The 20,981-nt window shown below is 72.0% G+C and carries 14 protein-coding genes; 7 read left to right on the forward strand and 7 right to left on the reverse strand.

The features are described 5' to 3' along the window. The first annotated feature begins 91 nt into the window (after nucleotides 1-91). From ACIPSE_RS00705 to ACIPSE_RS00715, 3 genes are all read left to right on the forward strand, one after another. Nucleotides 92-1,252, forward strand: coding sequence for an alkaline phosphatase PhoX (locus tag ACIPSE_RS00705; RefSeq protein WP_401655874.1), 1,161 nt, complete (start codon nucleotides 92-94; stop codon nucleotides 1,250-1,252). A 95-nt stretch (nucleotides 1,253-1,347) separates the two neighbouring features. Beyond that, on the forward strand, nucleotides 1,348-1,800 hold the full coding sequence (locus ACIPSE_RS00710) for an excalibur calcium-binding domain-containing protein (protein WP_401655876.1): 453 nt from the start codon (nucleotides 1,348-1,350) through the stop codon (nucleotides 1,798-1,800). Between the two features lie 189 nt (nucleotides 1,801-1,989). Then, entirely contained in the window at nucleotides 1,990-2,391 is a 402-nt protein-coding gene (locus ACIPSE_RS00715; RefSeq protein ID WP_401655878.1) for an LAETG motif-containing sortase-dependent surface protein, read from the forward strand. On the opposite strand, the gene ACIPSE_RS00720 is transcribed toward ACIPSE_RS00715, so the two are convergent. The 5 genes from ACIPSE_RS00720 to ACIPSE_RS00740 all read right to left on the reverse strand — a co-directional run bounded on the left by ACIPSE_RS00720 (nucleotide 2,372) and on the right by ACIPSE_RS00740 (nucleotide 11,192). Beyond that, nucleotides 2,372-4,276 carry a hypothetical protein gene (locus ACIPSE_RS00720; RefSeq protein ID WP_401655880.1) on the reverse strand — a complete coding sequence of 635 codons (1,905 nt, stop codon included), beginning with the start codon at nucleotides 4,274-4,276 and terminating at the stop codon, nucleotides 2,372-2,374. The genes ACIPSE_RS00715 and ACIPSE_RS00720 overlap by 20 nt on opposite strands. 181 nt (nucleotides 4,277-4,457) lie before the next feature. Beyond that, nucleotides 4,458-6,179 carry an ABC transporter ATP-binding protein gene (locus ACIPSE_RS00725; RefSeq protein WP_401655882.1) on the reverse strand — a complete coding sequence of 574 codons (1,722 nt, stop codon included), beginning with the start codon at nucleotides 6,177-6,179 and terminating at the stop codon, nucleotides 4,458-4,460. 206 nt (nucleotides 6,180-6,385) lie between these two features. Continuing rightward, nucleotides 6,386-6,556: a hypothetical protein gene (locus ACIPSE_RS00730; protein WP_401655885.1), complete on the reverse strand. Its 171-nt coding sequence runs from the start codon at nucleotides 6,554-6,556 to the stop codon at nucleotides 6,386-6,388. Nucleotides 6,557-6,855: 299 nt separating this feature from the next. Further along, nucleotides 6,856-9,576: a pyruvate, phosphate dikinase gene (gene ppdK, locus ACIPSE_RS00735; protein WP_401655887.1), complete on the reverse strand. Its 2,721-nt coding sequence runs from the start codon at nucleotides 9,574-9,576 to the stop codon at nucleotides 6,856-6,858. A 419-nt stretch (nucleotides 9,577-9,995) separates the two neighbouring features. Next, nucleotides 9,996-11,192 carry an ROK family protein gene (locus ACIPSE_RS00740; protein ID WP_401655889.1) on the reverse strand — a complete coding sequence of 399 codons (1,197 nt, stop codon included), beginning with the start codon at nucleotides 11,190-11,192 and terminating at the stop codon, nucleotides 9,996-9,998. 120 nt (nucleotides 11,193-11,312) lie between these two features. On the opposite strand from ACIPSE_RS00740, the gene ACIPSE_RS00745 reads away from it, so the two are divergent. From ACIPSE_RS00745 to ACIPSE_RS00755, 3 genes are all read left to right on the forward strand, one after another. Further along, complete coding sequence (locus ACIPSE_RS00745) at nucleotides 11,313-12,677, forward strand: MGH1-like glycoside hydrolase domain-containing protein (RefSeq protein WP_401655891.1); 1,365 nt, start codon at nucleotides 11,313-11,315, stop codon at nucleotides 12,675-12,677. Continuing rightward, complete coding sequence (locus tag ACIPSE_RS00750) at nucleotides 12,674-14,611, forward strand: glycogen debranching N-terminal domain-containing protein (RefSeq protein ID WP_401655893.1); 1,938 nt, start codon at nucleotides 12,674-12,676, stop codon at nucleotides 14,609-14,611. The genes ACIPSE_RS00745 and ACIPSE_RS00750 overlap by 4 nt, the downstream gene beginning before the upstream one ends. Before the next feature lie 96 nt (nucleotides 14,612-14,707). Beyond that, on the forward strand, nucleotides 14,708-16,474 hold the full coding sequence (locus tag ACIPSE_RS00755) for a CDP-alcohol phosphatidyltransferase (protein WP_401655895.1): 1,767 nt from the start codon (nucleotides 14,708-14,710) through the stop codon (nucleotides 16,472-16,474). 517 nt (nucleotides 16,475-16,991) lie between these two features. Here ACIPSE_RS00755 and dusB read toward each other — a convergent pair. Further along, nucleotides 16,992-18,191, reverse strand: a complete 1,200-nt coding sequence (gene dusB / locus ACIPSE_RS00760) for a tRNA dihydrouridine synthase DusB (protein WP_401655897.1) — start codon at nucleotides 18,189-18,191, stop codon at nucleotides 16,992-16,994. Nucleotides 18,192-18,288: 97 nt separating this feature from the next. On the opposite strand from dusB, the gene ACIPSE_RS00765 reads away from it, so the two are divergent. Further along, nucleotides 18,289-19,725, forward strand: a complete 1,437-nt coding sequence (locus ACIPSE_RS00765) for an MFS transporter (protein ID WP_401655899.1) — start codon at nucleotides 18,289-18,291, stop codon at nucleotides 19,723-19,725. Between the two features lie 323 nt (nucleotides 19,726-20,048). Here the strand turns inward: ACIPSE_RS00765 and ACIPSE_RS00770 are convergent, their stop codons facing one another. Further along, nucleotides 20,049-20,936, reverse strand: coding sequence for a helix-turn-helix domain-containing protein (locus tag ACIPSE_RS00770; protein WP_401655901.1), 888 nt, complete (start codon nucleotides 20,934-20,936; stop codon nucleotides 20,049-20,051). Nucleotides 20,937-20,981 lie beyond the last annotated feature (45 nt).

The raw sequence follows: 20,981 nt of genomic DNA on the forward strand, positions 1-20,981 counted from the left end.
CATGTCCATCCCGCGCGCCTAGGGTCCGTCACCGCGCGACCCCGTCGCCGATCGGTGGCGGGCCCGGTCACGACACACCCTTGGAGCGAGAGTGGAACGTCGTACCCTCCTGCGTGCGGGCGCCCTCGGCGGCGCCTCCGCCGTCTTCGGCGGAACCCTGTGGCGCGGCGCCGCCCACGCCGCGCCCGCCCAGCCGGGGACGGGCCCCTACGGGGCGCTCGGCTCGGCCGACGCCAACGGAGTCCGGCTGCCCGGCGGGTTCACCAGCCGGGTGATCGCCCGTTCCGGACAGACGGTGAGCGGAACGTCGTACACCTGGCACAACGCCCCCGACGGCGGGGCCTGCTACGCGGACGGCGGCGGCTGGATCTACGTCTCCAACTCGGAGATCAACCCGAGCGGGGGCGCGAGCGCGGTGCGGTTCTCGTCGAGCGGGACGGTCACCTCGGCGTACCGCGTGCTGTCGGGCACCCGGCAGAACTGCGCGGGCGGCAGGACGCCGTGGAACACCTGGCTGTCCTGCGAGGAGGTGTCCCTCGGCCATGTCTACGAGACCGACCCGTGGGGCGTGAACGCGGCCGTGCAGCGGCCCGCGATGGGGCGCTTCAAGCACGAGGCCGCCGCCGCGGACCCGGTCCGCCAGGTGGTCTACCTGACGGAGGACGAGACGAACGGCCGCTTCTACCGCTTCGTTCCGACGACTTGGGGCGACCTGTCCTCGGGCACGCTCCAGGTCCTGGTGGCGGGCACGGCGACCTCCGGCTCCTTCACCTGGACGACCGTCCCCGACCCGGACGGCTCCCCCACGACCACCCGTACGCAGGTCTCCGGCTCCAAGTCCTTCAACGGCGGGGAGGGTTGCCACTACGCCGACGACACGGTCTGGTTCACGACCAAGGGCGACAACCGTGTCTGGCGGCTCGACCTGGCCTCCAGCACGTACGAGTTGGCCTACGACGACTCCCTCGTCACGTCCGGCACGGCTCCCCTGACCGGCGTCGACAACATCACCGGCTCGGCCTCCGGCGACCTCTTCGTCGCGGAGGACGGCGGCAGCATGGACATCTGCGTCATCACCCCGGACGACGTCGTCGCCCCGTTCCTGCGCATCGACGGCCAGTCCTCGTCCGAGATCACCGGCCCCGCCTTCTCCCCGGACGGCACCCGCCTGTACTTCTCCAGCCAGCGCGGCACGACGGGCAGTTCGTCGGGCGGCATCACGTACGAGGTGACGGGCCCGTTCCGGTCGTAGTCACACAAACGTCACGGATCGAGCACTTCACCGCCGCACCTCGGGGCACGGCAATACGGTCATCCCCTCACGTACCGCTCCAGGGGGACGACATCATGAGCAACAACCCGTACACCACGCCGGCCGCTTCCGGACCCGCGCCCAGGTGGGCCCGGAAGCGGTACGTCCTGCCCGCCCTGGCGCTCGCGCTGTTCATCGGTGTCGGCGTCGGGGGCGGCGGCGACCAGGACACGAGGAACGACGCCAAGCCACTCGGCGCGTCCCCCCGCCCGACCGTCACGGTGACGGAGACGCCGGACCCGGAGCCCGCGGTGACGGTGACCGCGACGGAGACGGTGGAGGTCACCGAGACCGTCACGGAACAGGCCGAGGCAGCCGCGGACGACGACTCCGGCTCGGGCTCCGGCTCCTCCGACTCCGGCGACAGTGTCTACTACGCCAATTGCAGCGAGGCGCGGGCCGCCGGGGCCGCACCCGTCCATCGCGGCGAGCCGGGCTACGCCTCGCATCTGGACCGTGACAACGACGGCGTCGGTTGCGACAGTTGAGGCGACGGGTGAGCGGAGGTGACCGGTTCGGTGCGGGTACCGTTCGGTCACATCACGCTCCCGTCACGGGTCCTTCACACGGCCTCCGTCGCAGCGGCCCCTCAGTACGTTCGTCACCTCTTGTCCGGCCCTTGGCCATTGGACGGCCGGGCCGGCACGGCCACGAACAGACCTGGAAGGACCCCCGCTGTGCACTTCCTCCGCAAGCCCTGCGCAGTCGCCGCCACGACCCTGGCCCTCGCCGCGCTGCCCGGTACCGCCTCCGCGCACGACGGCGGCCATCCGTTCGACAACTGCAAGGAGGCCTATGCCGCGGGGTACGCGAACATCAAGGAGGGCGACGAGCACTACGGCTCCCACCTCGACCGCGACGGCGACGGCATCGGCTGCGACACTCCGCCCGCGGGGTTCGTCGCCGCCAAGGACGAGGCGGCGGACGACCGGGCGGGCACGGGCGCGGGCCGGGACCTCGCCGAGACCGGCGGCAGCGACAGCACCCCGTACCTCGCGGCGGGCAGCGTGGCCGCGCTCCTCGCGGGCAGCGGGGTCGTCGTCCTGACCCGCAAGCGCGTCACCCGACAGGGAGAGTGAGCGCGAGCGCGCCGCTATAGGCGGCGCCCGGGGTGAGGTCGGTGACGACGCCGTCGACGGTGAGGGTCGGGGCCGCGCCGTCGGGGCCCTGGACGACCGCCCCTTCCTCCACCACCAGCCGGGTGAGGTACGACGTGCCCGTCACCGTCCAGGTGGACCCGGCACCGACCGTGACGATCACGCCGTTGTTGACGGCGGGGCTCGGTGTGTTGGTGACATGGCTGAGCTGCGCCCACTCCGCCGAGGTGATGGTGGGGACGGCATGCCGGGAGGTGGTCGCGGAGATGACGCCCGCCACGTCGCAGCCGCCCGCGAACGTCACCACCAGGTTCTTCCCGGCGCGCATCGCGTTGCAGAAGTCGCCCCGCAGCGTGATGTCGGTGAAGGCCGCCGTCAGGTCGGCGGTGTGCGGGGCGGTGGTGTCGAAATCGGTGTCCCGGTCCGGGTCGCCGGTCGGCTCGGTGTACACCCCGTTGATCGAACCGGGGTTGTCGGTCTCCATGAGCTGCACCAGCACGCCGTTGCCCGCGCTCAGTTCGGCGCCCTGCGAGCCGTCGACCACGATGGCCGCCTGCACGGCCTTGGCGAGGAACATCGTCTCGGCGGTGGTGAAGGAGGTGCCGCCCCCGATGGTCACCGAGCCCCCGTCCCCGCTGTGCCACATCACGCCGAAGCCCCGGGACCGCAGCGTGCAGGACCTCGGTTCCAGTCGGGCCAGCTCGTCCTCGCTCAGCCCCAGTTCGAGTTCGGTGTTCAGTTCCGCCACCGCCTGCGCCGTGCTGTCCCCGAACACCACCGGGCTGCCCGTCGAGATCGCGACCCAGGTCGCCACGTCGAAGTCCGTGCCGAGGAACACGTCCCGCATGGACTTGCCGTCGGCGTAGGTGCCGTACCCGGAGTCCCCGGTGACGACGACCGTCGAGTTGACGGTGGTGAGGCGGGAGCCGGTGACCGAGTCCGTGGACAGGACGCCCCATCGCTCGCTGGACACGGTCGAGTTGAGGTAGGTGGCCCTGGTGTTCGCGCCGATGACGTTGGTGGCGCGCACGTTCCCGGTGAGGCCGAGCCGCCACGGCACGGTCAGCATGTCGGCGCCGCCCGCGGGGACGAAGTCGTCGGGCAGGACGCCGTCGCGGGCGGCGAGCGTGGAGTTCTTGACGACGACGTGCGCGCCGTCGCGCGCGACGAGGGCGCTGCGCACGACCCCCGTGGTGGCGATGTCGGCCCCGTCCACCACCAGCCGCGTCCCGTCCCCGTCACCGGTGACGGCGGCCCCGTAACCCGCGAAGTCGCAGCGGCCGTTGCCGTCGAAGTCGATCGTGACGTCCTCCAGGGTGTAGGCGGCGCCGTCGGTGACGTGGAAGCCGTTGAACGCCTGGGCCCTGGAGGTGATGCGGACGCCCCGCGCGCGGGTGTCGGTGAGGGTGCCCCCGGTCACCGCGGACAGCACCGAGCCGGCGGTGACCACACCGGTGGAGGCGGCGTACACGGCCTGCCGGAGGTGGAAGGTGTACGCCGCGAAGGACTCCAGGTGTTCGGCGGCCGGGGTGAGGACGACGTCGCCGGTGTAGGTGCCGGGGACGACGACCGTCGTGACGCCGTAGGTGCTCACCAGCGCGGAGCCCGTCTCCACCCCGTCCACGGTGAGGGACAGGATGAACCCGTCGGGCGCGGTGAGCGAGGCGCCCTCCTCCACGACGAGTTCGTCGAGCCGGGTGATCCCGGTGACCTCCCAGGTCTCGCCGGCGGCGACGACCCGCCGGCCGCCGGTGGCCGCCCGCGCGGCCACCGGGACCGGCAGGCCCGGTGCGACGGCCAGGGAACCGAGGGCGAGCAGAGCGCGGACGCGTGAACGCAGCGTGGGCATGGCGGGGTTGACGGGCATGGGGGACTCCCTCACGGCACGGGGGGCAGGTGGGGTGCGACAGGGAGTGAAGCAGCCCGCGCGGGGCCGCTGAAGGGAGTGGCTCCTGTGAATCGGGTCCGGAGCCATGGCCGTTGGGGATGGCAGCCATGCCATCGCCCGCGCCGATGGTCCGTGCGCGGCGGGGCGGTCGCGCCGGGGGTCAGGCGGCTTCGCGCTCCCGCGCCGACGGCCCGCTCTGCGCACCGTGCAGCCGCGCGTACACCCCGCCCCGGGCGAGCAGTTCGTCGTGCCGGCCGGTCTCGACGATCCGTCCGGCGTCGACGACGAGGATGCGGTCGGCGTGGGGCGCGAGACCGAGATCGTGGGTGATCATGATGGTCGTCCGGCCGGCCATCAGGCGCCGCAGCGGGTCGACGATGCGCCGGGTGGCCATCGCGTCGAGGCCGGTGGTCGGTTCGTCCAGCACGAGCACCGGCGCGTCCCGCAGGAGGGCGCGGGCGATGGCGAGGCGCTGGAGCTGGCCGCCCGACAGACGTGCGGAGTGTGGGTCGATCCTCGTGTCGTACCCGTCGGGCAGGCCCGTCACGAACGTGTGCGCGTCGGCCGCCCGGGCCGCCTCCTCGATGGCGCGGTCGCTGGCGCCGGGCCGTCCGCAGGCGATGTTGGCGCGGACCGTGTCGTGCAGGACGAGGGTCTCCTGCGGCAGCAGGGTCACGTACTCGCGCAGCCGGTCGAGGGGGAAGGCGTGCAGGGGGACGCCGTCGAGCAGGATCTCCCCGGCGTCGGGGTCGTAGAAGCGCAGCAGCAGCTTGGTCGCGGTGGACTTGCCCGCGCCGCTCGGCCCGGTGACGATCACGAGTTCGCCGGGGTGCGCGGTGAAGCTGACGTGCTCCAGGGCCGGGCCGTCGCCGCCGGGGTAGCCGAAGGACACGTCCCGCATCTCGACGGTGCCGTCCGGGCGGCCGGTGTCGGTCCGGCGGGCCGGGTCGGTGACGGCGGGCCGGGTGTCGAGTATCTCGATGAGCCGCTCGGCGCCCGCGGTGGCCGCCGTGACGAGGAGTCCGAGCTGGGCGAGGCCGCGGATCGGCGGATACAGGTAGCTGAGCAGGGCGGCGAAGGCGAGGAGCTGCCCGAGGCTCATCCGCCCCTCGGAGATCTCCCAGACGCCGATGCCGATCACGGCGAGCACGCAGACCGTCTCGATGACCTGGACGAGCTGGCCGTACGCCTGGTTGAGCCGGGCCGAGCGGACCGCGGCCCGGAACCAGGCCGTCGCCTCCTCGTTCAGCCTGCGCCGCTCGGCGTCGCGCCGGCCGTACGCCTGGGTGAGGACGAGGTTGCCGAGGGACTCCTCGACGACGGAGGTGACCGCGCCGTCGGCGACCCGGCCCTCACGGGCGACGGCCTTGACACCGGCGGAGAAGCGCCGGGCGGCCAGCCAGAACAGCGGTGCGAGGACGAAGGCGGCGGCGGCGAGGTCCCAGCGCAGCCAGAACGCGGCGGCGGCGTAGAAGACGGTGCTGAACAGGGCGGAGGCGGTGCCGATCAGCCCGGAGACGGCCATCTGCTCGATCGCCTCCACATCGCCGGTGAGGCGGGACAGCAGGTCGCCCTGGCGGTGGCGCTGGAAGAAGTGCGGCGGCAGCTTCTGCACGTGGTCGAAGACGTGCTCGCGCAGCCGCATCACGAACCGCTCGGAGATCCACACCGCGAGCGAGCCGCCCGCGTAGCCGATGGCCGCGCCCACGAGGGCGATGCCCAGCCACTGCGCGGCCGGGGTCCAGAACGCGTCCAGTGAGCCCCGGGCGAGCGCGTCGTCCGTCAGATCGCCGAACAGCAGGATGGCGGCGGTCTCGGCGAGCGCCCCGAGCACGGTGCACAGCCATACGGCGGCCAGCCGGCCCCGCAGGCCCTTGGTCATCGGCCAGAACCGCCGGAACGCGGCGCGGGCGGAAACGGTGCGCGGCCCTCGCCCCGCACCCCGGTCCCGGATTACCGGCTGACCGTACTCGGATAATTCGAATTCCGGCGGAAATTCAAACGCATGGGATGCGTGATGCATATCGCGGGGGAAATCAACCCGCGATTCCTGATCGGACGCGTACATGATTTCCCCCGCGTCCGCCGTCAGGCGCCCGGCTGGAGCGGCGCGCGCTCACCGGGGCGCGGACGGCGGCGACGCTGCTGCTGGGCGGGGGGCGGAACCTGACCGGGGTTCGCGTTGGGGCCCGCGTTCGGGTCGAGGTTGTTGTTCGCGGCGCCCCGGCCGGCGATCGGCGCGATAATCCTGAAGCTCATGACGGACTCCTTCTGAGTTTCCTTGAGTTTCCGGTCACCGGGCGATTCCGCTGCCCGATGAGAAAGAACTTAACACGCCCCGGAACACCTAGAAGAGAAAACTCAGAATCCCATTTCCTGTGAATTCCTGTGGAAACCTTGGAATTCACTTATTTCCGCAGGTCCGCCCGGCGGCGGGCATGCCGAAGGGGCGGCACCCCCGCACGGGTGCCGCCCCTTCCTGGTGATCCGGAGTCGCCGCCCATCGGTCTTGAGGGTCGGGGACGGACGGCGACTCCGGCGTCCTGGGTGGTGGTGGGTCAGCGGTGGTCGCTGCCCGCCGACTCCGAGGCCGCGCGGCCCGCTTCGAGGCGGGCGACCGGGATGCGGAACGGGGAGCAGGAGACGTAGTCCAGGCCGACCTCGTGGAAGAAGTGGACGGACTCGGGGTCGCCGCCGTGCTCGCCGCAGACGCCGAGCTTGAGGTCGGGGCGGGTGGCGCGGCCGGCCTCGGCGGCCAGCTTCACCAGGGAGCCGACGCCGTCCTTGTCGATGGTCTCGAACGGCGACACCCCGAAGATGCCCTTCTCCAGGTAGGCCGTGAAGAAGCTCGCCTCGACGTCGTCGCGGCTGAAGCCCCACACCGTCTGGGTGAGGTCGTTGGTGCCGAAGGAGAAGAACTCGGCGGCCTCCGCGATCTGGCCCGCGGTGAGGGCGGCGCGCGGCAGCTCGATCATCGTGCCGATCGCGAGCTTGAGCCTGGTACCGGTGGCCGCCTCGACCTCGGCGATGACGGCGTCGGCCTCCTCGCGGACGATCTCCAGCTCCTGGACGGTGCCGACGAGCGGGATCATGATCTCGGCGCGCGGGTCGGCCTTGGCGTTCTTGCGCTCGGCGGCGGCCTCGGCGATGGCCCGTACCTGCATGGTGAACAGGCCGGGGATGACGAGGCCGAGGCGTACGCCGCGCAGGCCCAGCATCGGGTTCTGCTCGTGCAGCCGGTGCACCGCCTGGAGCAGGCGCAGCTCGTTCTCGTGCGGCTCCTGACGGGACTCGGCGAGCGCGACGCGCACCGACAGCTCGGTGATGTCGGGCAGGAACTCGTGCAGCGGCGGGTCCAGGAGACGGATCGTCACCGGGAGGCCGTCCATCGCGGAGAACAGCTCGACGAAGTCCTTCTTCTGGAGCGGGAGCAGCTGGGTCAGCGACTCCTCGCGCTCGGCCTCGGTGTCGGCCAGGATCAGCCGCTCGACCAGCTCGCGCCGGTCGCCGAGGAACATGTGCTCGGTGCGGCACAGGCCGATGCCCTGGGCGCCGAAGCGACGGGCGCGCAGCGCGTCCTCGGCGTTGTCGGCGTTGGCACGCACGCGCAGCCGGCGCTTGCGGTCGGCGAAGGCCATGATCCGGTGGACGGCCTCGACGAGTTCGTCGGCGTCCTGGGCACCGGCGTGCATCCGGCCCTCGAAGTACTCGACGACGGGGGACGGCACGACCGGGACCTCTCCCAGGTACACCTTGCCGCTCGACCCGTCGATGGAGATGACGTCGCCCTCCTCCACGACCTGTCCGCCGGGGACGGTCATCCGGCGGCGCTTGGTGTCGACCTCCAGCTCCTCCGCGCCGCAGACACAGGTCTTGCCCATGCCGCGGGCGACGACGGCCGCGTGCGAGGTCTTGCCGCCGCGCGAGGTGAGGATGCCCTCGGCCGCGATCATGCCGTCGAGGTCGTCGGGGTTGGTCTCGCGGCGGACGAGGATGACCTTCTCGCCCGAACGCGACCACTTCACGGCGGTGTAGGAGTCGAAGACGGCCTTGCCGACAGCGGCGCCGGGCGAGGCGGCGATGCCCCGGCCGACCTGCTGGACCTTGGCGTCCTCGTCGAACTTGGGGAACATCAGCTGGGCGAGCTGGGCGCCGGTGACGCGCTGGAGGGCCTCGGCCTCGTCGATGAGGCCCTGGTCGACGAGCTGGGTGGCGATCCGGAAGGCCGCGCCCGCGGTGCGCTTGCCGACCCGGGTCTGGAGCATCCACAGCTGGCCGCGCTCGATGGTGAACTCGATGTCGCAGAGGTCCTTGTAGTGGTTCTCCAGCGTCTCCATGATCTGCATGAGCTGGTCGTACGACTTCTTGTCGATCGACTCCAGCTCCGCGAGCGGCACGGTGTTGCGGATGCCGGCGACGACGTCCTCGCCCTGGGCGTTCTGGAGGTAGTCGCCGTAGACGCCCTGGTGGCCGGAGGCGGGGTCGCGGGTGAAGGCGACACCCGTGCCCGAGTCGGGGCCCAGGTTGCCGAAGACCATGGAGCAGACGTTGACGGCCGTGCCGAGGTCGCCGGGGATGCGCTCCTGGCGGCGGTAGAGCTTGGCGCGGTCGGTGTTCCAGGAGTCGAAGACCGCCTTGATGGCGAGGTCCATCTGCTCGCGCGGGTCCTGCGGGAAGTCCCGGCCGGCCTCGGCCTTCACGATCCGCTTGAACCGGGTGACGAGCTTCTTGAGGTCGGCCGCCTCCAGGTCCGTGTCGACGGTGACCTTCTTGGCCTCCTTCGCGGCCTCCAGCGCCTCCTCGAAGAGCTCGCCGTCGACACCGAGGACCGTCTTGCCGAACATCTGGATGAGGCGGCGGTAGGAGTCCCAGGCGAACCGCTCGTCGCCCGCCTGCGTGGCGAGGCCCTTCACGGACTTGTCGGAGAGGCCGATGTTGAGAACCGTGTCCATCATGCCGGGCATGGAGAACTTGGCGCCGGAGCGGACCGAGACGAGCAGCGGGTCGTCGGCCTGGCCGAGCCGCTTGCCCATCCGCTGTTCCAGCGCGTCGAGGTGCGCGCTGACCTCGTCACGCAGTGCCACGGGTTCGGCGCCGCTGTCCAGGTAGACCTTGCAGGCCTCGGTCGTGATGGTGAATCCCGGGGGAACGGGGAGTCCCAGATTGGTCATCTCGGCGAGGTTCGCGCCCTTGCCGCCGAGGAGGTCCTTGAGGTCCTTGTTTCCCTCGGTGAAGTCGTAGACGAACTTCACCACGTGGGGTTCTTTGTTTTCCGACACGGTTCTCGACTCCCTCAAGGACGAGGTGGCTGCCCTGACGGCGAGGAACATACCCAGATCAAAGGCGTCTGGGGAGGTCCACTCCCGCGTCATAAGCCTGTAACCACCCGTCCGCCAGCGGATCGAAAGTCAAAGCTTGGCAAGCAATCGGCCGATCATGTGTTCACCTCTTGAACGCGGACACCCTCACGACATGCCGAAATCGCTCATCTGAGCGCCATTCATCACGTCTGTTTTCGATCGATGAACGATCAAGGGGTGGCACCCAGTGCCACCCCTTGGAGAAGTGCAGTCGCTCAAGATCCGCTCATCTGAGCGTCACCCCGATCAGAGGTGGCGAGAATCACGCTGCCACAGAGCGCCGGATGTCACCATGCGGACGCGGAAGCGGGCCCGGAAACCGCAGGGGAATCCCCTCGTCACACGCCCAGCGCCAGCAGCCGCGCCTCGGCCCGCTCGGGCGCGTACAGATGCTCCACGACCAGCGCACCCGCCCCCACCAGCCCGGCCCGCTCTCCCAGCCGGGAGGTGACCACGTCCAGATGAGCGGTGGAGCGCGGCAGGGCCCGCTGGTAGAGCAGTTCGCGCACTCCGGTGAGGAAGGCGGTTCCGGCCAGATCTCCGGCGATCATCAGCACCCCGGGGTTCAGCAGGGTCACCACCGTCGCCAGCACGTCCCCCACCTGACGCCCGGCCTCGCGGGCGAAGGCAGCCGCCTCCGGGTGCCCGGCGGTCAGCAGATCCCGTACGTCCGACCCGGACGCGGCCCGCACCCCGTTCTCCGCGAGCCGCCGCGCCACGGCGCCGCCGCTCGCGACGGCGGCGAGGCAGCCGTACGAACCGCACCGGCACAGGGCCTCGGCGCCGGTCCGGATGTGCCCGATGTCGCCGGCGCCGCCATCGATGCCCCGGTAGACGGAGCCGTGGACGACGACCCCGGCGCCGATGCCGGTGGAGACCTTGACGAGCACGAAGGCCGAGCAGCCGGGGTAGGAGGTGCGCTGCTCGCCGTACGCCATGAGGTTGGCGTCGTTGTCGACGAGGACCGGGACGCCGGTGACGCCGGTGTGCGCGGTGAAGGCTCCGGCGAGGGTGGCTCTTATGTCGTGGCCGTCCCAGCCGGGCATCATCGGCGGCTGGACGACCCGGCCGGTGTCGCTGTCGACGGGACCCGGCACCGCGAGCCCGATGCCGCAGACCTCGCCCGCCCGCCGGCCGGCCTTCTCCAGCAGTTCGGCGAACCAGCGGCCCAGTTCGCCGAGGACGGCCTCGGGTCCGTCGTCGACGACGAGGGAGCCGCCGTGCTCGGCGAGGATCTCTCCGGTCAGGGTGAGGACGGCCGCGCGGGCGTGCCGGGTGTCGAGGTCGGCGGCGAGGACGATCGCGTGGGCGTCGTCGAACTCCAGGGTGATGGAGGGGCGTCCGCCGAGCGGGGAGTCGACGGGGCCGCCGGCGCCCTCGCGCAGCCAGCCCGCGCGGAAGAGCCGGTCCAGGCGCTGGCCGACGGTGGCCCGGGAGAGCCCGGTGGCCTGTTGCAGGGCACCACGGGTCGTGGCCCGACCGGTTCGTACCAGTTCGAGCAGTTCTCCGGCGCTCGCCTGAGCTCGACCACTCATGCGCACCCCCTTGTGTTTCTCAAGCTTGCATTACATATTGAGTTTTGCGTGTTAAATAGACGTAACTCTACGGTGGCCAAGACCGAACCGGTCCGGCCGAACGTCTTCGGGGAGTCCCGAGTGGAACGCACCGCCCAGCTCGACGCCCGCACCGTCGTATACGAACCGGCGCCTCCGCCGGACTCCGCGCACGCCAGGGCCGCCCGGGTGCTCACGGCGAACTGGACCGGCACCTCCACCGTGCCCTCCCGCAGTCTGTATCCGCACCAGTGGTCCTGGGACTCCGCGTTCATCGCGATCGGGCTGCGGCACCTGTCGCCGTTGCGGGCGCAGACCGAGCTGGAGACGCTGCTCGACGCACAGTGGGAGGACGGGCGCGTCCCGCACATCGTCTTCAACCCCTCCGTGCCGCTCGACGCGTACTTCCCGAGCCCCGACTTCTGGCGCTCCTCGACCGCGGGGCGCGCTGCGGGCGCCCCGCGCACCGTACAGACGTCCGGCATCGTGCAGCCACCGGTACACGCGCTGGCCGCCTGGCTGGTGCACCGCGCCGACCCGGGGCTGTCCCGGGCGCGCGGCTTTCTCACCCGCGTCTACCCCCGGCTCGCGGCCTGGCACCGCTATCTCCTGCACCGCCGGGACCTGGGCGGAGGCGGACTGGCCTCGGTGGTCCATCCGTGGGAACAGGGCATGGACAACAGCCCCTCCTGGGACGCCCCGCTCGCCCGCGTCGCCCCGGCCCCGGCCCGCTCCTTCCGCCGGGCCGACCTCGACCACGGGGCGCCGGAGGACCGGCCGACGGACCTGGACTACGGGCGGTACGTGCGCCTGGCGACGGAGTACCGGGACAGCGGATACGCCGACGGGGAAGGGGAGTTCGCGGTCGAGGACCCTGCCTTCAACGCCCTGCTGATCGCCTCCGAACAGGCGCTGGCCCGGATCGCCGAGGAGCTCGGGGCGCGGGGCACGGCCCGCCGGGCGCGGGCGGAGCGGCTGACGGGCGCGCTCGTGGAGCGGCTGTGGGACCCGGCGGCGGGCATGTTCCTGTGCCGGGACGTGCGGGGCGGGGAACTCATCGGCGAGCGCGGGGTCTCCGGGCTGATCCCGCTCCTGCTGCCCACGCTCCCTCGGGACGTCGTCACCGCCCTCGTCGGCACGGCGACGTCCGGGCACTTCGGACTCGGCGGCCCCTGCCGTCTGGTCCCCAGCTACGACCTGCTCGGCGAGGCCTTCGACCCGCACCGCTACTGGCGGGGGCCCGCCTGGTTCAACACCGCCTGGCTGATCGAGCGCGGACTGCGCACCCACGGTGAGCAGCACAGGGCGGACGAACTACGGGACGCCGTGGTGGAGTTGGCCGACTCGTCCGGTTTCGCGGAGTACGTCGACCCGTACACCGGCGAGGCGTGCGGGACGGCCGGCTTCGGATGGACGGCGGCACTGGCACTGGACCTGCTGGCAGACAACGGAGGGGACCGGGCATGACGGACCGGCATCATCTGCTCGTGCACGGGGGGACGTTCGCCGCCGTGGGCGACGGCGGCGACATCAGCGGAGTGCGCGGCGGCGGCACACCGGACGGGCTGTTCGTACGCGACGCCCGCCATCTGAGCCGCTGGCAGCTCACGGTCGACGGCGCGGTGCCCGAGACCCTCACCCCGGTGGCCGACGGCGACACCGCGCGCTGCGTCCTGGTCCCGCGAGGCGGCCGGGCCGAACCCCCGGCGTGCACGCTCTTCCGTGAACAGGCCGTGGGGGACGGCGCGTTCGTGGAGTCCCTGCGCGTCACCAGCAACCGCGCCGTCCCCTCCACCGTGCGTCTCGCGCTCACCGCCGACGCCGACTTCACCGACCAGTTCGAGCTGCGCTCCGACTTCCGCACCTACGCCAAGACCGGCGCCACCCGCTCCCGCGAAGTCCTCGACTCCGGAGTGGAGTTCACCTACCGGCGCGGCGCATGGCAGTCCTGTACGACGGTGACGGCCGACCCCGCCCCCGACGGCGTCGAGGAGACCGGCACCGGAGCGCGCCGCCTGGTCTGGACGCTGGAGCTGGAGCCGCACGGCACCGCGGAGCTCACCCTGCGCGTGATGGCCCGCCCGCACGGCGACAAACGGGCGCGGCGGGTACCGCGGTCGCCGGCCGCGCTGAACGCCCAGCTCATAGCGCTGGAGGGCGAGTTCGTGGAGGGCGTGGCCTTCCCGACGGGCTGGCCCGAACTGGCGGCGGCATGCGCGCGGGGCCTCGCGGACCTCGCGTCCCTCCAGGTCCCGGCGACCGGCCCGGACGGCGAGGAGCTGCGGGTCCCGGCGGCGGGCGCGCCCTGGTTCCTGACCCTGCTGGGCCGCGACGCCCTGCTCACCTCCCTGTTCGCCCTCCCCTACCGACCCGGCCTCGCCGCCGCGACGCTCCCCGCGCTCGCCGCGACCCAGGCGACCGAGACCGGCACGGACGCGGTGGCCCAGCCCGGCAAGATCGTGCACGAGGTGCGGCACGGCGAGCTCGCGCACTTCGGGCAGGTGCCGTACGGCCGCTACTACGGCTCGGTGGACGCGACGCCGCTGTTCCTCGTCCTGCTCGGCGCGTACGTCGAGCACACCGGGGACACGGCGATGGCCCGCCGCCTGGAGCAGCACGCCCGCGCGGCGATCGGCTGGATGCTCGACCACGGCGGGCTCACCTCGCGCGGTTATCTGGTGTACCGCTCCGACCAGGGCGGCCTCGCCAACCAGAACTGGAAGGACTCCCCCGGCGCGATCTGCTCCGCCGACGGCACCCGGGCCACCGGCGCGGTGACGGCCGCGGGCGCCCAGGGCTACGCCTACGACGCGCTGCGGCGCACCGCGTGGCTCGCCCGGACCGTCTGGTCGGACGACACGTACGCGGCGCTCCTCGAACAGGCCGCCGGGGACCTGCGGGACCGCTTCCAGCAGGACTTCTGGATGCGGGACCGCTCCTTCCCGGCGCTCGCCCTGGACGGGGAGGGCCGCCAGGTGGACGCGCTCGCCTCCGACGCCGGGCATCTGCTGTGGTCGGGGCTGCTCGACAAGGAGTACGGCGAGAAGGTGGGCCGGCGCCTCCTGGAGCCCGACTTCTTCTCCGGGTGGGGCGTACGGACGCTGGCTTCGGGACAGGCGGCGTACCACCCGCTGTCCTACCACCGGGGTTCGGTGTGGCCGCACGACAACGCGCTCATCACGCTGGGGCTGGCCCGCTACGGGCTGCACGACGAGGCCCGGACGGTGGCGCACTCGCTGGTCGACGCGGCGACCGCGACGGGGCACCGGCTGCCCGAGGTCATCGCCGGCTACGGCCGGTCCACACACCCGGAGCCGGTGCCGTACCCGCACGCGTGCGTCCGCGAGGCCCGGTCCGCGGCGGCGCCGCTCGCCCTCCTGACCGCCGTCGGCGGCGCCTGACCCCTTCGTTGACCGACCGTTTGCTCGGTGTTTGCCCCGGGGCGTGAACAGCCCCGGTGGCCCTCGCGTACGAGATTGCGGCGGGTCCGAGACCCCATGTCGGACCCGCCGCACCGCGTCAGTCCCGTACGGAAGGGCCTTCGGGTGACCGACATCATCGCTGAGAGCACACCCGCCGAGGCCGAGGTGCCCGTGCGCGGGCGGTCGGCGAGGTGGCGCGCGGCGCATCCGAAGGCCGTCCGGATCGTCGGCCGCACGGTGACGGTGCTGGCGGCGGTGCTCGTGCTCGGCGCGCTGCTGATGCCGAACACGCTGCCTGCGCTCCAGCCCAACCGGTTCACCCGGATCCCGGCGGAGGCGATCCTCGGCGCGGCGGTCGCGCTGGCCCTGCCGCGGATGCCGCGCCGGGTGGTGGCGGTGCTGTCCGGGGTGGCGCTCGGGACGCTGACGGTCCTGAACCTGCTCGACATGGGCTTCGTCGACTATCTCGGCCGGGGCTTCAACCCGGTGCTCGACTGGGAGCTGCTGGACGACGCCCAGGCGTACGTGTCGGACGCGATGGGCCCGACGGTCGCGACGGCGGCGACGGTGGGCGTGTTCGTGCTGGTGCTCCTGCTGCTCGGGCTGATGGCGCTGGCGATGGTCCGGCTCAGCGAGCTGCTGGTGGCGCACCGGCGGACGGCGACCCGGGCGACCCTGGTGAGCGCGACCGTGTGGGTCGCGTGCTCGGCGCTCGGGCTCCAGCTCTTCGGGATGCCGGTCGCCTCCGACCGCACGGCCAACGCCGTGACGATCCAGGCGCGCCGGGTGATGGACACCCTGCGGGACGAGGCCGCGTTCGCGAAGGAGACCCGGAGCGACACGTTCGGCGCGACGCCCCCGGACCAGCTGCTGCCCGACCTGCGCGGCAAGGACGTGATCTTCACCTTCATCGAGAGCTACGGCCGCAGCGCGATCGAGGACCCGGTGATGGCGCCGGGCGTCGACGCCACGCTCAAGGCGCGGACGGCGGCGCTCGCCGCGGCCGGGTACCACGCCAGGAGCGGCTGGCTGACGTCGGCGACGTACGGCGGCAGCAGCTGGCTCGGGCACTCGACGACGATGTCCGGCCTGTGGATCGACAACCAGCAGCGGTACCGCACCGTCATGGCGAGCGACCATCTGAGCCTGACCAAGGCGTTCAAGAAGTCGGGCGCCTGGGACACGGTGGGGGTGATGCCCGGCATCCAGAAGGGCTGGCCCGAGCAGGCGTACTACGGGCTCGACAAGGTCTACAACGCCTTCCAGCTCGGCTACCAGGGACCGAAGTTCAGCTGGTCGACGATGCCCGACCAGTACGCCCTCGAGGCGTTCCAGCGCCAAGTGCACGGCAAGAAGCGGGACAAGCCCCTGATGTCGGAGGTCATCCTCACCTCCAGCCACCAGCCGTGGGCGCCGATCCCGAAGATGGTCGACTGGGACGACCTGGGCGACGGTTCACTGTTCGACGCGGTCCAGAAGGCGGGCAGGAAGCCGTCGGACATCATCTCCGACTCCACCGAGTCCCGTGAGGAGTACGGCAAGTCGATCCAGTACTCGGTCACCGCGCTCACCGAGTGGCTGGAGCGCTACGGCACCGACGACACCGTCCTCGTCTTCCTCGGCGACCACCAGCCCATCGCCCGCGTCAGCGGCGACCACGCGAGCCGGGACGTCCCGGTCTCCATCGTGGCCAAGGACCCGAAGGTCCTCGACAAGGTCGCCGACTGGAACTGGACGGACGGCCTGCGGCCGGCTGCGGACGCGCCGGTGTGGAAGATGAGCGCGTTCCGCGACCGCTTCCTGACGGCGTACGGCTCGACTCCGCATCCGTCGGAGGGCTGAGCGGCAGGCCGTCAGGCCACCTCGATCGCCCCGCGCGCCGTCCTCGCCGAGCGCGATCCGCCACAGGGCGCTGTTGGTCGTCGCGGCGGCCCGCAGAACGGCTTCGGCGGCCTGGGCGGCCGGGGCCGGGCCCTCCAGGACGACGACCCGGACGCTGCGCATGAACGGGTCGTAGGCCGAGCGGAGTTCGACGCGCAGTTCCTCGAACCGCGCCGACCGGGCGTCCGGGGAGGCGAGTTGGACGTAGGCGTCGCCCACCCGGTAGTGGAGCTGGCTGGTGAGGTGCGCGTGCTCCATCACGTCCAGATAGGCGGCGCGCCGCAACTCCCGTACACGGCTGCGGTGCTGGGCCTGTGCCGTCGACTCCGCCTGCGTCCGGGCCGCGCGGACGTTCCCGAGGGTGGTCACCCAGCCCGCGAGGACCGCCGTGCCGCCGGTGAACGCCGCGACCCACACCGTGCTGTCGATCGCCACGGCGACCAGTGTCCGGGAGCACCCCGCCCGTGTCGAGGGCGCGTCAGCCTCCCGACGTGTCCAGTTCCGCGTCCTCGGTCACGCCCGCGCAGTCGTAGGGGTCCTTGAGCCAGCCGTCCGGCAGCACGACCCGGTTGTTGCCGGAGGTGCGTCCGCGGGGGCCGTCCGCGCCGGTCGGCCAGGGCTGGTCGAGGTCCAGCTCGTCGAGGCCGGCGCGGAGTTCCTCCAGGGAGGAGGTGATCGCGAGCCGCTTGCGCATCTCGCTGCCGACGGCGAAGCCCTTGAGGTACCAGGCGACGTGCTTGCGGAAGTCGACGACACCCTTGGTCTCGTCGCCGCTCCACTCCCCCAGCAGGCGCGCGTGGCGGACCATGATGTCGGCGACCTCGCGCAGCGCGGGGCGCGCGATGTCGTCGGTGCGGCCCTCGAACGCCGCGACCAGGTCCGCGAACAGCCACGGCCGGCCCAGGCAGCCGCGCCCCACGACGACACCGTCGCAGCCGGTCTCGCGGACCATGCGCAGCGCGTCCTCGGCGGACCAGATGTCGCCGTTGCCGAGGACGGGGATCTCCGGGACGTGTTCCTTCAGCCGGGCGATGGCGTCCCAGTCGGCGGTGCCGCCGTAGTGCTGGGCCGCGGTCCTGCCGTGCAGGGCGATGGCGGTCACGCCCTCCTCGACGGCGATGCGTCCGGCGTCGAGGTAGGTGATGTGGTCGTCGTCGATGCCCTTGCGCATCTTCATCGTGACGGGGAGGTCCCCGGCGCCGGAGACGGCCTCGCGCAGGATGGCGCGCAGCAGGTTCCGCTTGTACGGGAGGGCCGAGCCGCCGCCCTTGCGGGTGACCTTGGGGACCGGGCAGCCGAAGTTCAGGTCGATGTGGTCGGCGAGGCCCTCCTCCGCGATCATGCGGACGGCCTTGCCGACGGTGGCGGGGTCGACGCCGTACAGCTGGATCGAGCGGGGCTTCTCGGTCGCGTCGAAGTGGATCAGCTGCATGGTCTTCTCGTTGCGCTCGACCAGCGCCCGGGTGGTGATCATCTCGCTGACGAACAACCCCTTGCCACCACTGGCCGCACCCTTTGCTTCGCCTCCGGCGAAGGCTTCGCCGGAGGCGAAGTGCCTGCACAGGGTCCGGAAGGGCGCGTTGGTGATCCCGGCCATGGGGGCCAGGACGACGGGCGGCTGAACGGTGTGGGGCCCGATCCGGAGGGGTGCGGCGAGAGGCGGTGCGGTCGTGGACATTCCCCCATTGTGGCGTACGCCGGGCACCGCGCGGACGTATGATCTTGTATCGACCATTAGTTAGACGCACTATCGAAATCGGCGTACGATGCCTTCCATGCCCGAGCTCAGCCGTCGCCGGCGTTTCCTCGTCCTCGCGATCTGCTGCATGAGCCTGCTGATCGTGAGCCTCGACAACACGATCCTCAATGTCGCCCTCCCCTCCATGCAGCACGAACTCGACGCCACGACGTCGGGGCTCCAGTGGACGATCGACGCCTACACGCTCGTCCTCGCCTCGCTGCTGATGCTCGCGGGGTCGACGGCGGACCGGATCGGACGCAAGCGCGTCTTCATGGCGGGCCTGGTGATCTTCACGATCGGCTCGGCGCTGTGCTCCGTCGCCCCCGATCTCGACACCCTGATCGTCTTCCGCATGGTCCAGGCGGTCGGCGGCTCGATGCTCAACCCGGTCGCGATGTCGATCATCACGAACACCTTCACCGATCCGGGCGAGCGCGCCCGCGCGATCGGGGTGTGGGGCGCGGTGGTCGGCCTCTCCATGGCGGCCGGGCCACTGGTCGGGGGGCTGCTCGTGGACTCCGTCGGCTGGCGCTCGATCTTCTGGGTCAACCTGCCGGTGGGCCTCGCCGCGCTCCTGCTGACGCTGCGGTACGTCCCGGAGTCCCGTGCGCCCAAGGGGCGGCGGCCCGACCCGGTCGGACAGGTCCTGGTCATCGCCCTGTTCGGCTCGCTGACGTACGCGATCATCGAGGCGCCGGAGTCCGGGGTCGCCCGCGTCCTGCCGTTCGTGGCGGTGGCCGTCGTCGCGCTGGCGGGGCTGCTGCGCTACGAGCCGCGCCGCGCCGAGCCCCTGATCGAGCTGCGCTTCTTCCGCTCGGCGCCGTTCAGCGGGGCCACGGTCATCGCGATCAGCGCCTTCGCGGCCCTCGGCGGGTTCCTGTTCCTGTCGACGCTGTACCTCCAGAACGTCCGCGGCCTGGACGCGCTGCACGCCGGGCTGTGGATGCTGCCGATGGCGGTGCCGATGTTCCTGACGGCACCGGTGTCGGGCCGCCTCGTCGGCAGCCGCGGCCCCCGGCTGTCCCTGCTGGTCGCCGGGGCCGCCATGACGGTGAGCGGCGTGATGTTCGCGGCGTTCGACGCGGAGACCTCCGACGTCACCCTGTTCCTCGGATACGTCCTGTTCGGCATCGGCTTCGGCTTCGTGAACGCCCCCATCACCAACACGGCCGTCTCCGGCATGCCCCGCACCCAGGCCGGAGTCGCGGCGGCCGTCGCCTCGACCAGCCGCCAGCTCGGCCAGACCCTCGGCGTCGCCGTGATCGGCTCGGTCCTGGCGGCCGGGGTGGGCACCTCGACGTACGCGGAGAGCTTCGTCCCCGCCGCCGGCCCCGGCTGGTGGATCCTCACCGGCTGCGGCTTCGCGGTCCTGGTCATCGGCTACATCAGCAGCGGCCCCTGGGCCCGCGCCACGGCGGACCGCCTGTCGACACCCGACACTACGGAGACACGCACACGGGTGAGCGCCTAGGACACCCTTGGGGCGACCCGGCGGAGACGTTCCGGCGATCCGCCCAAGCGACGGTACGACCGGTCGCACCGGAACCCCGGAACACCGGCGAGCGCCCCGCTCCCCCTACCCGCCGGAGCCGTAAACCCCGCCCGCCCACGGGAACCAGGGGTACGGACGGCTCCAGGCGCCCTGGGAGAGCGTTGCCGTCGGCCAGACGTTCCGGCGGGCCGCCCGAGGCGCCGTGCGACCGGGCGTGACCGAGCCCCGGAACACCGACGAGCACCCCCGCTCCCCCTCCGTGTCAGCGGCGGGCGCCGCGCGTGGTCCGGAGGCAGGTTGCTCTAGGCGCCCCGGGCGGGCGTTGCCGTTGGTCGGGGTGGGCGTTGGAGGGCTATGCGGTGGAGGCGTTCCAGGCGGGTGCGGGACTCGTCGTCGGCCGGGGCGTAGGTGACCACGCGGGGGCCCAGCTGGGGGCCGAGCCACAGGTCGGTGTGGTCGACGGTGACGAGGCCGACGTGGGCGTTGCGGAACTGCTTGCGCCTGCCGTGCGGCTCCTCGACCTCGTGACGGTCCCAGGCGGCGCGGAAGTCGGCGGACTCGGCGCGCAGGCGCTTGAGGAGGAGCTTCCAGGCGGGCTCGCCCAGGTGTCCGGCCATCGCCGCGCGGAACCGGGCGGCCATGAGCCGCTGGGCCTCCTCCAGACGCACGATCGAGGAGCGCCAGGGCTCGTACGTGTAGGACAGGACCAGGCAGTTGCGGTCCTCGGGCGGCACCGCGTCCATGTCGCACAGCAGCAGCCCGTAGGTGCGGTTGTAGGCCAGGATGTCGTACCGGCTGTTCTGCACGCAGGCCGGCACGGGCTCCAGCTGCTCGATGAGCTGCCGCAGGGCCGGGGTGATCGACGGGCAGCTCGTGGCCGGCGTCGGGTCGACGTGACCGGCGAGCTGGAAGAGGTGGGCGCGCTCGCCGGGGTCCAGCAGCAGGGCGCGGGCGAGGGCGTCGAGGACCTGCACGGAGACCTGGATGTCACGGGCCTGCTCCAGCCACGTGTACCAGGTGACGCCCACCGCCGAGAGATACGCGACCTCCTCGCGGCGCAGCCCCGGCGTACGGCGCCTGCGGCCCCGCTCCAGGCCGACCTGCTCCGGGGTGATGTGCTCGCGACGGTGGCGCAGGAAGGCGGCGAGCTCGTGGCGGCGGACCGCCGTCGCGCCCGGGAGCGTGGTCATCGTCGTCATCCCTCCAGCCTGCCGTCCGGCGCAGCCTGTTGCCAG

The organism is Streptomyces sp. NPDC090106, from assembly GCF_044747265.1.
Lineage (GTDB): Bacteria > Actinomycetota > Actinomycetes > Streptomycetales > Streptomycetaceae > Streptomyces.